This is a genomic window from Arthrobacter sp. AFG7.2 (assembly GCF_002892835.1).
Classification (GTDB): domain Bacteria; phylum Actinomycetota; class Actinomycetes; order Actinomycetales; family Micrococcaceae; genus Arthrobacter.
The window spans coordinates 571,238-583,523 of the sequence record NZ_PJMB01000001.1 but is presented as its reverse complement, the minus strand read 5'-3'; the positions used below and the strand labels follow the sequence as shown (position 1 = coordinate 583,523).

General features: G+C 65.7%; 15 protein-coding genes. 10 read left to right on the top strand and 5 right to left on the bottom strand.

From position 1 onward, the window contains the following. The first annotated feature begins 10 nt into the window (after nt 1-10). On the top strand, nt 11-568 hold the full coding sequence (locus tag CXX84_RS02770; protein ID WP_102975166.1) for a dihydrofolate reductase family protein: 558 nt from the start codon (nt 11-13) through the stop codon (nt 566-568). Between the two features lie 63 nt (nt 569-631). Continuing rightward, entirely contained in the window at nt 632-1,282 is a 651-nt protein-coding gene (locus CXX84_RS02765; protein ID WP_102975165.1) for an SDR family oxidoreductase, read from the top strand. A gap of 18 nt (nt 1,283-1,300) precedes the next feature. Here the strand turns inward: CXX84_RS02765 and CXX84_RS19405 are convergent, their stop codons facing one another. Next, nucleotides 1,301-1,426: a hypothetical protein gene (locus CXX84_RS19405; protein WP_262982117.1), complete on the bottom strand. Its 126-nt coding sequence runs from the start codon at nt 1,424-1,426 to the stop codon at nt 1,301-1,303. Nucleotides 1,427-1,496: 70 nt separating this feature from the next. Here CXX84_RS19405 and CXX84_RS02760 point away from each other — a divergent pair, with 70 nt between their 5' ends. The 5 genes from CXX84_RS02760 to CXX84_RS02740 all read left to right on the top strand — a co-directional run bounded on the left by CXX84_RS02760 (nt 1,497) and on the right by CXX84_RS02740 (nt 6,410). Beyond that, nucleotides 1,497-3,209 carry a glycoside hydrolase family 13 protein gene (locus CXX84_RS02760; RefSeq protein WP_102975164.1) on the top strand — a complete coding sequence of 571 codons (1,713 nt, stop codon included), beginning with the start codon at nt 1,497-1,499 and terminating at the stop codon, nt 3,207-3,209. 31 nt (nt 3,210-3,240) lie between these two features. Continuing rightward, a complete protein-coding gene (locus CXX84_RS02755; RefSeq protein ID WP_102975163.1) occupies nt 3,241-4,182 on the top strand; it encodes an aldo/keto reductase family oxidoreductase in 942 nt (313 codons plus the stop codon). 167 nt (nt 4,183-4,349) lie between these two features. Continuing rightward, nucleotides 4,350-5,213 (top strand): HpcH/HpaI aldolase/citrate lyase family protein, encoded by an 864-nt coding sequence (locus tag CXX84_RS02750; RefSeq protein ID WP_102975162.1) that lies wholly within the window; start codon nt 4,350-4,352, stop codon nt 5,211-5,213. 29 nt (nt 5,214-5,242) lie between these two features. Then, nucleotides 5,243-6,163 (top strand): DUF2797 domain-containing protein, encoded by a 921-nt coding sequence (locus CXX84_RS02745; protein ID WP_102975161.1) that lies wholly within the window; start codon nt 5,243-5,245, stop codon nt 6,161-6,163. A 22-nt stretch (nt 6,164-6,185) separates the two neighbouring features. Next, nucleotides 6,186-6,410 (top strand): DUF3188 domain-containing protein, encoded by a 225-nt coding sequence (locus CXX84_RS02740; RefSeq protein ID WP_102975160.1) that lies wholly within the window; start codon nt 6,186-6,188, stop codon nt 6,408-6,410. Here the strand turns inward: CXX84_RS02740 and CXX84_RS02735 are convergent. Together CXX84_RS02735 and CXX84_RS02730 are read right to left on the bottom strand one after the other, a co-directional pair. Continuing rightward, complete coding sequence (locus CXX84_RS02735) at nt 6,398-8,083, bottom strand: SulP family inorganic anion transporter (RefSeq protein WP_102975159.1); 1,686 nt, start codon at nt 8,081-8,083, stop codon at nt 6,398-6,400. The genes CXX84_RS02740 and CXX84_RS02735 overlap by 13 nt on opposite strands. Further along, complete coding sequence (locus CXX84_RS02730; RefSeq protein WP_102975158.1) at nt 8,080-8,460, bottom strand: ArsR/SmtB family transcription factor; 381 nt, start codon at nt 8,458-8,460, stop codon at nt 8,080-8,082. The genes CXX84_RS02735 and CXX84_RS02730 overlap by 4 nt, the downstream gene beginning before the upstream one ends. Nucleotides 8,461-8,556: 96 nt before the next feature. Between CXX84_RS02730 and CXX84_RS02725 the strand changes: the two genes are divergently transcribed. Both CXX84_RS02725 and CXX84_RS02720 read left to right on the top strand, forming a co-directional pair. Further along, nucleotides 8,557-9,018 (top strand): MaoC family dehydratase N-terminal domain-containing protein, encoded by a 462-nt coding sequence (locus CXX84_RS02725; RefSeq protein WP_102975157.1) that lies wholly within the window; start codon nt 8,557-8,559, stop codon nt 9,016-9,018. A gap of 2 nt (nt 9,019-9,020) precedes the next feature. Next, nucleotides 9,021-9,458: a MaoC family dehydratase gene (locus tag CXX84_RS02720; RefSeq protein ID WP_102975156.1), complete on the top strand. Its 438-nt coding sequence runs from the start codon at nt 9,021-9,023 to the stop codon at nt 9,456-9,458. 92 nt (nt 9,459-9,550) lie between these two features. Here CXX84_RS02720 and CXX84_RS02715 read toward each other — a convergent pair whose 3' ends face one another. Continuing rightward, on the bottom strand, nt 9,551-10,537 hold the full coding sequence (locus CXX84_RS02715; protein WP_102975155.1) for a trypsin-like serine peptidase: 987 nt from the start codon (nt 10,535-10,537) through the stop codon (nt 9,551-9,553). Nucleotides 10,538-10,734: 197 nt separating this feature from the next. On the opposite strand from CXX84_RS02715, the gene CXX84_RS02710 reads away from it, so the two are divergent. After that, nucleotides 10,735-11,802 carry a UDP-N-acetylmuramate dehydrogenase gene (locus CXX84_RS02710; RefSeq protein ID WP_102975154.1) on the top strand — a complete coding sequence of 356 codons (1,068 nt, stop codon included), beginning with the start codon at nt 10,735-10,737 and terminating at the stop codon, nt 11,800-11,802. Here the strand turns inward: CXX84_RS02710 and CXX84_RS02705 are convergent. Beyond that, a complete protein-coding gene (locus CXX84_RS02705) occupies nt 11,783-12,280 on the bottom strand; it encodes a hypothetical protein (protein WP_146031808.1) in 498 nt (165 codons plus the stop codon). The genes CXX84_RS02710 and CXX84_RS02705 overlap by 20 nt on opposite strands. Nucleotides 12,281-12,286 lie beyond the last annotated feature (6 nt).

Below are 12,286 nucleotides of genomic sequence, written 5' to 3'. Positions count from 1 at the left end.
GAATGGGCCCATGGCTGAGCTCATCTACACCGGCATCACGTCCCTTGACGGTTACGTTGCGGACCGGAACGGCAACTTCGACTGGAGCGCTCCGGACGAAGAAGTCCATGCCTTCGTCAATGACACGGAACGCGACGTCGGAACTTACCTGCTGGGGCGGCGTATGTACGAGGTCATGCAGGCGTGGGAAACGCTGGGCAGTGCGGCCGATCCGCCGGTCATCCAGGACTACGGCCGGATCTGGCGGGCAGCCGACAAGATTGTCTATTCCGGAAGCTTGGAGGCACCGCCAGCGGCCCGGACAACACTTCAGCGCTCCTTCGATCCCGTCGCCGTCAGGCAATTGAAGGAGAACGCCACCGCCAGCATCGGCATCGGTGGAGCGACCCTCGCCGGTGCGGCCCTGAGGGCAGGGCTGGTCGATGAATGCCGGATCTTCCTCAACCCCGTGGCGGTGGGAGGCGGACTGCGCTTCCTTCCCGATGGGCTGGGCTTGCGACTGGATCTCCTCGACGAGCGCAGGTTCCGCAACGGCGTGATGTACCTCCGATACCGCATCCTCGACTGATCCCGTCAGTGGACGGCGCGCCCGTGGTGTGGCTTTGTCGGGCCGGGGGAGCAGAATAGGGCCATGACCCGAATCGCAATCATTGGCGGCCACGGCAAAGTGGCCCTTCACCTGTCCAGCCTCCTCGCCGACGAGGGCCACAGCGTCACCTCGTTCATCCGCAACCCTGACCATGCTGACGACGTCGCAGGAACCGGCGCAACGCCGTCGGTCCTCGACGTGGAAAATGCGACGACGGCGGAAATCGCCGGTGTGTTGAAGGACCACGACGCTGTGGTCTGGTCCGCCGGGGCAGGCGGCGGAAACCCGGAACGCACGTACGCAGTGGACCGGGACGCCGCCATCCGCTCGATGGATGCCGCCGTTCAGGCAGGGGTACAGCGCTACGTTATGGTGTCCTACCTTGGTGCGGGCAAGGACCATGGCGTGCCGGAGGACAACGGCTTCTTTGCCTACGCCGAGGCAAAGGCCGCAGCCGACGACTATCTTCGCGGCAGTAACCTGGCCTGGACCATCCTGGGTCCAGGGGCGTTGACGGACAAACCGGGCAGCGGGTTGATCGACGTCGACCCCTCACCGGAGGGAAGCCGGGAAACTTCCCGGAGCAACACCGCCATTGTTGCCGCGGCAGTGCTGGACCTGCCGGAAACCGCCGGCAAGACCATCGAGTTCTGCGACGGCACCCTGCCTATCGCCGCAGCGCTGCAGCCGTAGCGGCCAGGCCGGGCCGGCTCAGCCTTCCCGCTGTGGCGCCTGCACACCCGCGACCACCACTGTCCCTTTCGCGTAGCCGACATCCAGTCCCAGGCGTTCCAGGCGGACATTCAGGCGTGCTGTTGACCTTTCTGCTCGCCGCACCAGATAATGTTGGGGCAACTAAATTTAGGTTCAAAATAAATGTAGTCGACAAGAAGAAAAGGAACATCCCTTGTCCACCACCGCCACCTTGGCAACCCTGTCCGATTCCGACCGTCTGGCCGATCCGAACTGGTGGCGCCAGGCCGCTGTCTACCAGATCTATCCGCGCAGCTTCGCGGACTCCAACGGTGACGGCATCGGTGACCTGAAAGGCATCACCGCCAAGGTCCCGTACTTGAAGTCGCTGGGGATCGACGCCGTCTGGCTGAGCCCGTTCTATCCTTCGGCGCTCGCAGACGGCGGCTATGACGTGGACGATTACCGGGACGTCGACCCGAAACTGGGCACCCTGGAGGACTTTGACGAGATGGCCGCAGCCCTGCATGAGGCCGGCATCAAGCTGATTGCGGATATCGTGCCCAACCACTCCTCGGACCGGCACGAGTGGTTCAAGGAAGCCCTCGCCTCGCCCAAGGATTCCCCGGCCCGCGACCGCTACATCTTCCGTGACGGCAAGGGCCCCAATGGCGAGTTCCCGCCGTCGGACTGGGACTCCGTCTTCGGCGGCCCCGCCTGGGAGCGCATTACCGAACCGGACGGCACCCCTGGCCAGTGGTACATGCACATCTTCGCCAAGGAGCAGCCGGACCTGAACTGGTCCAACCGCGAAATCCGCGAGGACTTCCTGAAGACCCTGCGCTTCTGGTCGGACCGGGGCGTTGACGGGTTCCGCGTGGACGTGGCCCACGCCCTCACCAAGGACCTTACCGAGCCGCTGCTGTCCAAGCTGGAACTCAGCGCAGCGAACACGGGCACGGACGGGTTCGACGACGGCACCCACCCCTTCTGGGACCGCGACGAAGTCCACGAGATCTATGCCGAGTGGCGCGAGGTGTTCAACGAATACAACCCGCCGCGCACCGCCGTTGCGGAAGCCTGGGTCCACGCCACCCGCCGCGCCCGCTACGCCAGCCCGCAGGGGCTGGGCCAGGCCTTCAACTTCGACCTGCTGCAGGCCGACTTTGATGCCGCCGAGTACAGGGAGATCATCACCCGCAACCTTGCTGAGGCTGCTGCAACGGGAGCTTCCTCCACGTGGGTTTTCTCGAACCATGACGTGGTGCGCCATGCCACCCGCTACGGCCTGCCCCAGGTTTCCAAGGGCAAAGCAGGCACAAAGGGCCAGGACGGCAAGGAGTGGCTGCTGGCCGGCGGCCCCAAGGAGGAACTGGACGTGGAGCTCGGTGAACGCCGTGCCCGTGCCGCCACACTGCTGATGCTCGCCGTGCCGGGCTCCGCCTACCTGTACCAGGGCGAGGAGCTGGGCCTCCAGGAAGTGGCGGACATCCCGGAGTCCGAGCGGCAGGACCCCTCCTTCTTCCGCAACAAGGGCGTGGAGATCGGCCGGGACGGCTGCCGCGTCCCGCTGCCTTGGAAGGTGGAGGGAACCTCCTTCGGCTTCGGCGACGGCGGCGCGCACCTGCCGCAGCCGGACTGGTTCAGCAAGTACGCCGTCGAGGCGCAGAACGGGACGGACGGCTCCACCTTGGAGCTGTACCGGAAGGCCCTGAAGCTCCGCCGCGAACTGATGACCGACGAGGAACTGGAATGGGTCGAAACAGGTGCACAGGACGTCCTGCACTTCCGCCGCCCCAACGGATGGCAGTCAGTCACCAACTTCGGGGACACCGCCGTCGACCTTCCCGCCGGGAAGGTGCTGGTCAGCAGCGCCCCCCTCAAGGACGGCAAGCTGTCCGCCAACACCACCGCGTGGCTGCGCTGATGCGGGAAGCCGGCGGAAGCCGGGTCCACTGATGCAGGAACTCATCTACGGGTGCATGGGCCTGGGCGGCAGTTGGTCCGACGAACCGCATGCAGGTGAGCATGTGGACCAGGCCGCTGGCGCCGTCGAGGCAGCCCTGGCGGCAGGCATCACCCTGTTTGACCACGCTGACATCTACCGCAACGGCAAGTCGGAGGCTGTCTTCGGCGAGGTGCTGGCAGCCACGCCGGGGCTTCGGGACCGGATCCGGCTGCAGACCAAGTGCGGCATCCGGCTCAATGAACGGGGCCTGCAGACTCACTACGACCTCAGCCGCGAAGCCATCCTCGAGCGCGTCAACGAAAGCCTGAAACGGCTCCGCACCGACTATGTGGACATCCTCCTGCTGCACCGCCCCGACCCCCTCGCCGACCCTGCGGAGGTGGCCGCCGCCGTCGGGCAGCTGATGGCAGAAGGCAAGGTCCGGCAGCTCGGCGTGTCCAACATGTCCGGTGCGCAGATCGAGGCGCTGCAGGACCGGCTGGAAACCCCGGTGGTGGCGAACCAGCTGGAAATGAGCCTGCTCAAGCGGGCGTGGCTGGAAAGCCAGGTGCTGGTCAACCACGCCGGGCACCTGGACTACAGCTTCCCGCACGGCACGCTCGAGTACTGCGTCCGCAACTCCATCACACTGCAGGCGTACGGCTCACTCGCCAAAGGCCTGTACACGGGCGCGGAAGCGGACAGCCCCACGTCCGCCGAGGCTGCCACAGCGGAACTCGTGGCGGAACTGGCCGCGGCCTACGGCAGCACAGGGGAGTCGGTCCTGCTGGGGTGGCTGATGAAGCACCCGGCGGGCATCGCCCCGGTGATCGGGACCGTCAACCCCGGCCGGATCCGTGCCTGTGCAGACGCCGGCCGCGTGGCCCAAACCATGTCACGCGCGGACTGGTACAGGCTCTGGGTGACGGCCCGAGGCAGCAACATCCCCTGACCCATCCCCATCAAGTGGTGGCGGGTGCCGTTTCGCAGGCTGGAACGGCGCCCGCTGCCACCTGCATCGCGGGCCGGCTGCAGTCATATCGCGTTTAGTTCGTATTGAACCTCACAAGCTGGACGTTTTCTGCGCCAAGCCCCTTGCCGGGCGGATACGGTAGATACATGACGTCTACCATCGCCACCGAGACCGTAAGGCCGGAACGCAATATCCCAGCAGAGATCGCCCGCTCATGGCTCCTCGTTAACGCCATGAAGACGGAGCTTTTCGACCAGTCGGCAGTGTCCCGGGCCGACTCGATCATCCTGGATATTGAAGATGCCGTGGATCCCTCGCAGAAGGACCAGGCACGGGGCAACGTGGTGGATTGGCTGACTGCCGGCGGCAAAGCCTGGGTCCGGATCAACGACGCCACCAGCGCGTTCTGGGCTGATGACCTGGCCGGTCTTCGCGGCACCCCGGGCCTGCTGGGCGTCATGCTCGCCAAGACCGAATCCGCGGACCAGGTAACCGAGAGTTTCCACCGCATGGACGGCAAGACCCCTGTCATCCCGCTGGTGGAATCAGCCCTCGGGATCGAGGAAGCCAACCAGATCGCCAAGGCCCAGGGCGCCTTCCGCCTGGCCTTCGGCTCCGGCGACTTCCGCCGCGACACCGGCATGGCCGCCACCCCGGAAGCCATGGCCTACCCGCGCGCCAAGCTCGTGGTCGCCAGCCGCGTGGGCAACCTCCCGGGCCCCATCGACGGTCCCACTGTTGGCACGAACCATCCCATCCTTCGCGAACAGACCGGCATCACGGTGATGATGGGCATGACCGGCAAGCTCTGCCTGGCCATTGACCAGACCCCCGTCATCAACGAGGTCATCAGCCCCACCCCGTCAGACGTCGCCTGGGCCACGGATTTCATGGCTGACTTCGAAGCCAACGGCCGCGTTATCCGCGACGGCTCCGACCTTCCCCGCCTGGGCCGCGCGGAAAAGATCATGAAGCTCGCGGTAGCCTTTGGGGTGCAGCCCGCGCTGTAGTGCCCGCACTTTTCGCTTCAGGAGACCCCGTGACCGATACGCACTATCTGGTCCACGGGGTCTTTTGGCCTGCGCCGCCGGCCACAGCGCCGGTGCTGCGGCTGCAGGCTCCGGACGGCACCTTCCTGGAAACAACGCTCGACGACGGCACCCGCCTGGGTTTCCGGCTCGCCGCCGAGGGCAAGTCCTGCCTGGGCCACCACCGGGTGCACGGCCCCGCCCATCGGGACCATGTGCTGTGTGTCGGTCACGCTCCGGCAGTGCGGGGACACCAATGCGAGCGGTGCTTCGTGGCGGACGACTTCCGGCTGATGCACGACTTCCACCGGGGCGGCGGTGTTCCGCCCGGCCTGCGCAGCTACCTGATGCAGCAGCACTGGCTTTACGTGGCCACCTTCGCCAGCGGGGTGAGCAAGGTGGGAACAGCGTCGGACCTTCGAAAGTGGCAGCGGCTCGCCGAGCAGGGCGCCGTGGCTGCCAGCTACGTGGCGCGTGCCGGGGACGGGCGGGTCGTGCGGGTCCTCGAAGACCTGGTGACGCGCGACGGCGGGCTTCCGCAGCAGGTGCGTGCCGCCGCCAAGGCGGCGGCACTGGCAGCCCCGGCACCGGCCGGCCGGATCACGGCACGTAACGCGGAACTGGCCGCCGATGCCCGGCGCATCCTGTCCACCGCGGCCGAGGACGGTTTCGAGATAGTGCACGAAGGCTGGAACCGGCCCCGGCTGGCAGCCCGGCTGTGCACCGCCACGGCCCGGCACGCCTACCCCCACGGGCTGGCCTCCGGCTCCCACGGCTTCACCATCCGGTCCGCCTGCGGAAGCTTCGTGCTTGTCAGGCTTGACCACTCCGACCTGGAGTTCGTGGTGGACCTCGGCCAGCTCAAAGGCCGGACCGTCGAACTGGGTGAGCATTCCAGTGAGGTTCCGGCTGTGCAGGAGTCGCTGTTCTAAGGTTGCCCGGTAGACTTTCAGGGTGCTGAACGAATTCTGGGCCACCGCGCCAACACGCTACAAAGTCCTGGTCTTCAGCGCGATGGGACTCATCGCCGTCGGCATCATCTTGAACCTGGTGGGCAACACCACGGGCAACGCCGGCCTTGCCACCGCCTCGCTCCCGCTGATCGGCCTGGGCCTTGTCCTGCACATCGCGGGCATCGTGGTCCGTGGCCAGGCAATCCGGAAAAGCTACAAGCGGTAGGCGGCATTCCGCCGGACGTGGCTGCGGGCATGCTCCACGGCATCGGCCAGGTCCTCGAAAAGGTGCTTGTGGTGCCGCAGTGAACGGATCACCCCAACATTTGTGACCAGGCCAAGGTGGTCCGGCCGGACTCCCTTGAGCAAAACGGTGATGCCCCGCAGCTCCAGGGCTGAGACCACCTCCACCAGTGCATGCGCTCCGGTGGCGTCGAGCATCCGCAGCTGGGACAGCCTGATAATGGCCACCTGGACGTCCTTGACCTGGCTGATCTCCTGGAGGATCCGTTCGGCGGCACCAAAGAACATGGCGCCGTCCAGCCGGAGGACCGCGATGTGCTCATCACCCTCGGTGTGCGGCCCGGGAATCTCCTCGCGCTGCACGCTGCTGAGCGAAGCAAACGTACGCAGGGCGAAGAGTGCGGCCGCGGCAAGCCCTATCTGGATGGCGACGATCAGGTCGAAGGCCACTGTGATGATTGCCGTCAGGACAAAGACAGTGGCGTCGGACCTGGTGGAGCGGAGAATGGCCATGGCGGTTCGAACGGACACCATCCGCGCCGCAGTGACCATCAGGACACCGCCCAGGGCAGCCAAGGGAATGCGGCTGACCATCCCCGCGGCAAGGTAGACAATCGCCAGCAGCACCAGGGCATGGACCACGGCCGCAAGGCGCGTTTTCGCCCCTGAGCGGACGTTGACGGCGGTACGTGCGATGGCGCCGGTGGCCGGCATCCCGCCGAACAGCCCGGCAGCGATCGACGCCAGGCCCTGGCCGGTTAGTTCCCGGTCCGGGCTGTACGGCCCAGTAGGGGTGCCGTCCGGCCCGGTCATTCCCGCGGCAACCCGGGCTGAGAGCAAGGACTCAATGGCAGCGAGGCAGGCGATGGCCACCGCAGGCATTGCCAGGCTGCCCAGTGAAGCCACATCAAAGGCGGGCACTGCCGGTGCCGGAAGGGAGTGCGGCAGCGGCCCGATCCTCGGGATCTCCAACTCAAACAGTTCGGCTGCAGCTGTGGCGAGGAGAACCGCGAGCAGGCTGGCCGGCAGGGCCCGGAACAGCTTCTGCACCAGGACCATTACGACGGCGACGCCCACCACGAGCGCGAGCGTCAGCACTACCGTGGGAACCTGCGCGCCCGAAGCGGCCTCGACAGCGGCAACAAGCGTGTTGTGCCCCGGGACGCCGGAGGTGCCGGTGGCCAGCGGGACCTGCTGGAGGAAGATGATGGCGGCAATTCCAAGGGTGAAGCCTTCCACCACCGGCCAGGGGATGAAGGCGACCGCCCGCCCCAGTCCGCTGAACCCCAGGACGCAGACCAGCAGGCCGGCCATTAGTGAGAGTGGAGCTACACTGGCCGGGCCGTGGACTGCCACCACCGGCGCGAGGACAACCACCATGGCGCCGGTGGGGCCGGAGACCTGTACGGGGGAGCCGCCCATGACGGCTGCCACCAGGCCGGCGACGATCGCCGTGATGAGTCCGGCTTCGGCCCCCACTCCCGAACTCACGCCGAAGGCGAGGGCAAGCGGCAACGCCACGATGCCCACGGTGATTCCGGCCAGCAGGTCGGTCCGCCAGGTTTTGCGGAGGCCGGCATAGTCCTGCCGGGCAGGCAGGAACCGGCCGGACTTTCCGGTGGCTTTACGGGTGCCCGTACCGTGGCCTGTGCTCACGGGATGTCCCCGCCGGCCAGGTGCCTGGCCGGCAGCTGCTGCGCCAGCCGGAGCTGTTCGTTCGAGCCGGCAAGGCTGTCCAGGAGGAAGGTCCGCGCGATGGCAAGGAGCTCGGAAATCCCGGGATGTGCCAGCTGGTATGTCACAGCATTGGCAGTGCGTACTGAGGTCACCACTTTGTGCTTCCGCAAAGTGGCCAGGTGCTGGGAGAGGTGCGAGGCCTCAAGTCCGGTTTCGGCCAGCAGGTAGCTCACCGCGGCAGTCTCCTGCGGAGCTGCAGCCAGGAGCTCCAGGATCCGGATTCTTGCCGGGTGCGCGAGTCCTTTGAAGAGGTTGGCCTTGATCTCGTACAGCGGAGCCTGGGCGGAAGACAGCATGGGGATGCTCCTGCTCGGGTTGATGAAATGATGAATCCATCATATCAAGCGTGTACAAGACCTCCCGGGAAGCAGGGCAAGGATAGGCTGGATGCCATGACTATCAATCCGGACCTGCAAGGCCGAAGCTACCCTGCCGCAGAGGTGTACGACGTTGGCCGTGAGAAAATCCGCGAGTTCGCACGGGCCGTGAAAGCTGCCCATCCTGCCCACTTTGACGTCGAGGCGGCCTCGGCCCTGGGCCATGCCGACCTTGTGGCTCCGCCGACGTTCGCGATCATCATCGCCCAGCGGGCCGACGCCCAGCTCATCGAGGATCCGGAAGCCGGCATCGACTTCTCCCGGGTGGTCCACGCCGACCAGCGTTTCACCCACCACCGGCCCATCCTTGCCGGCGACCGCCTCGTCGCTGAACTCCACGTGGACGGCGTGCGCGCCATGGGCGGCGGGGCGATGATCACCACCCGCTCAGAAATCTTTGCTCTCGGCGCAGACGATTCGCGCGAGCCGGTCACCACCACTACGTCATCCATCCTGGTTCGCGGAGAGGGACAGTAATCATGAGCCTCAACATCCACGACCTCAGCGCCGGCCAGGAGATCGGCAGCCGCACTATCGAGGTCACCCGCACCGACCTGGTCAAGTATGCCGGTGCCTCCGGTGACTTCAATCCTATTCACTGGAATGAGGCGTTTGCCACCAGTGTGGAACTGCCGGGTGTTATCGCCCACGGTATGTTCACCATGGGCTCCGCCGTTCAGCTGGTGACGGATTGGGCAGGCGATCCGGCCGCCGTCGTCGACTTCCAGACCCGCTTCACCAAACCCGTCCTGGTCGCCGACACCACCGGAACGCCGGAAGCCGGGGCCACGATCGAGGTCAGCGGCATCATTGGAAAGCTCGATGCCGAGGCGAACACCGCGCGTGTTGATCTCACTGTGATGGCTGCCGGCCAGAAGGTCCTGATGAAAGCGCAGGCCGTCGTCCGGCTTTCGTGAGTCCCGCCGGGGAGCCGGCTCCCATGGACATGGGCTGGGGAAGGCCGCCCCGGGCGGCCTTCCCCAGCCCTTCCTTAGTCCTGTGGTACGGGTCAGTATGCCGAGGCCGCGGCGTTGTAGGTTGACTGGATCACGGAGCCCCAATACGGGCCGTACATCCTGGTGGAATTGGCCCCGTAGCCATAGCTGTTGACGGAGTTTTGGTAGCCGCCGGACGAGGTGCCGATGAACCAGGGGCCGCCTGAGGAGCCGCCGGTCATGTTGCACGGGATTCCCTGGGAGTTGAACTGGGGGTTGTAGGGGTCATTGGTTGCTGTGCCCGTGCAGCTCTTGAGGGATTCTCCATTGAAGGGTGACGCGGCCGGGTAGCCGAACGCTTTGTAACTAAGGCCGCGGGCAGCGTTGAAGCGGACGCCGGAGGCTCCGACGACGTCTGCAAGATTGCGGCCGTTCAGCTGCGAAACGACGGCGAATCCGGTGTCATACTGCATGCTGCCCAACGAGCTCCACTGCGTAGGCGCATACAGCGCTTTGGCCGTCCACTTGCCGTAAGGTGCTGCGCCATTGAGGTACGCAGGAACAAACGTGAACCTGGTGGCGAATGCGCCCGGGCCCTCGTTGAGGCAATGGCCCGCTGTGGACACCGTGTTCCTGTTGGTGGAGGCCACGGAGTTCGCCGAACACACGTAATCCGATCCACCCAGGGTGAAGAACACCTTCCCGATATGCGGGACCGGGTTCTCACTGGCATTCGCCAGGGGCTGGACCGATGGATCCGAACCCTTGATTTTGCTGTCAGCACCCTTGTTGGCGGTTTCCCCGGCGGGGGCAGGATTGGCCTTTTGCCGTTGCAGTGCCTTCTTCGCCAGCACCTCGCCGGGCACGGCTGCCCGCATCCGGTCCGGGGTCCAGTAGTCAGCGTCGACGGTGGCGCTAATCCTGGTACTGCTGACGCCGTGAACTTCCTTGTTGTCCGGAGCAGGAGGTGCCGCCGTGGCTCCCCCTGCCGAGGCGAGGGTGAACAACGCGGCTGTGGAGAGGCTCATGAGGCTTGTGGCCAGAGTCCTGGAGATGGTCATAGCTGTCCTATGCGTTTGTGGGGAAGCGGACCCAGGTGTGTGATCCGCTGGGGTAGAACGTACGCAAATATGACAGGTTTGTAAATATCAAAGACCACTTCTGTTAGTTAATTGTCGCGCTTGTTAACTGTCGGTCGGATGACCGGTAGCCCACCGCGCCACGACGGGGCCTCTGGATTCGCTAGTAAGGTGGTCTGGTGACTCCCACGATGCTTTCCGAACTGACCACGGCCGCCGTCGGAGGCCCAGCCGGCACGTACATCGAGGCCCGTACCGAGGCTGCGATCATCGACGCCGTCCGGACGGCAGATGCGGCCGGGGAGCCGTTGCTGATCATCAGCGGCGGTTCCAACCTGCTCATTTCCGACGACGGGTTCCCCGGAACCGTGGTCAGGATCGCCTCCGAGGGGTTCACCGTCAACGCGGAGGACTCTTGCGGCGGCGTTGCCGTGGTGGTCCAGGCGGGGCACAACTGGGACAGGCTTGTGGAACACGCAGTCCTTCATGCCTGGTCCGGGATCGAGGCCCTGTCCGGCATTCCCGGTTCGACCGGTGCCACCCCTGTCCAGAACGTAGGGGCTTACGGAGCTGACGTTTCCCAGACCATAGCGGCAGTGCGCACGTGGGACCGGGAGCGGAATGCGGTCAAGACCTTCACGAACTCCGAGCTGAAATTCGGGTACCGGGATTCCATCCTCAAGCAGACCACCGTGAACGGCTCTCCCCGCTATGTGGTGCTGACCGTGGAGTTCCAGCTGCCCCTGGGCCGGATGAGCGCACCCATCCGGTACGCGGAACTGGCCCGCGCCCTCGGAGTTGAGGCGGGCAAGCGCGCGTACTCCAACGACGTGCGGCGTGAGGTGCTGCGGCTGCGTTCCTCCAAGGGGATGGTGTGGGATGCGACGGACAGGGACACGTACTCCACCGGCTCGTTCTTCACCAACCCCATTGTTCCGGCCGAGGTGGCGGCAGCCTTACCCGAAGGGGCTCCCCGCTATCCGGGGGGCCAGGACGGGCTGGTGAAGCTTTCCGCCGCCTGGCTGATCGATCAGGCGGGCTTTGCCAAGGGCTTCGGACTTGAACCCGGGAGCGTGAGCGGTGGACGGGCCGCGTTGTCCACCAAGCACACGCTCGCCATCACCAACCGCGGCTCAGCCACTGCCCAGGACGTGGTGGCGGTGGCACGCGAGGTGCGTGCCGGCGTCGAACACCGTTTTGGCATCCAGTTGCACCCCGAACCCCTGCTTATCGGCTTGGAACTGTAGCCCTGGCCGGCTCGCTCCTCCTGTCGGGGGAACTGCTGCGGAGCACGGCGGCCTGGCCCAGCAGGGCGGACGACCAGCCGGCGATCGCCAGGTAGATGCCCATGAAAAGCCACACCAGCTGCCCGGGTATGAGCGGGTTTTCGAAACCTGCCGCGACGCACGCTGCGAGTCCGGAGAGGGCGACGGCCAGTGACAGGATCCAGAGGACTTTTCCGGCGCGGGGGTGGTGCTGCCAGTCGCGGTAAAGGCGCACTCCAGGGCTGCTGACGCTGATGCCGGGAAAAAGCACGGCATAGCCACCACCGAGGCTCAGGACGAGGGAGGGGAGGAGCAGCAGGGGCTCTGAGCGGTCATCCTCGAGAAACCGGGACAACTGCAGCAGGCCCAGCGCCGAACCTGCCAGCACGGACACTGTGCCGCCGGTCATCCACCGCTTGGTTTTAAGCGCGAGCAACTGCCACAAACTCCCCAAAGTCATGGTTCC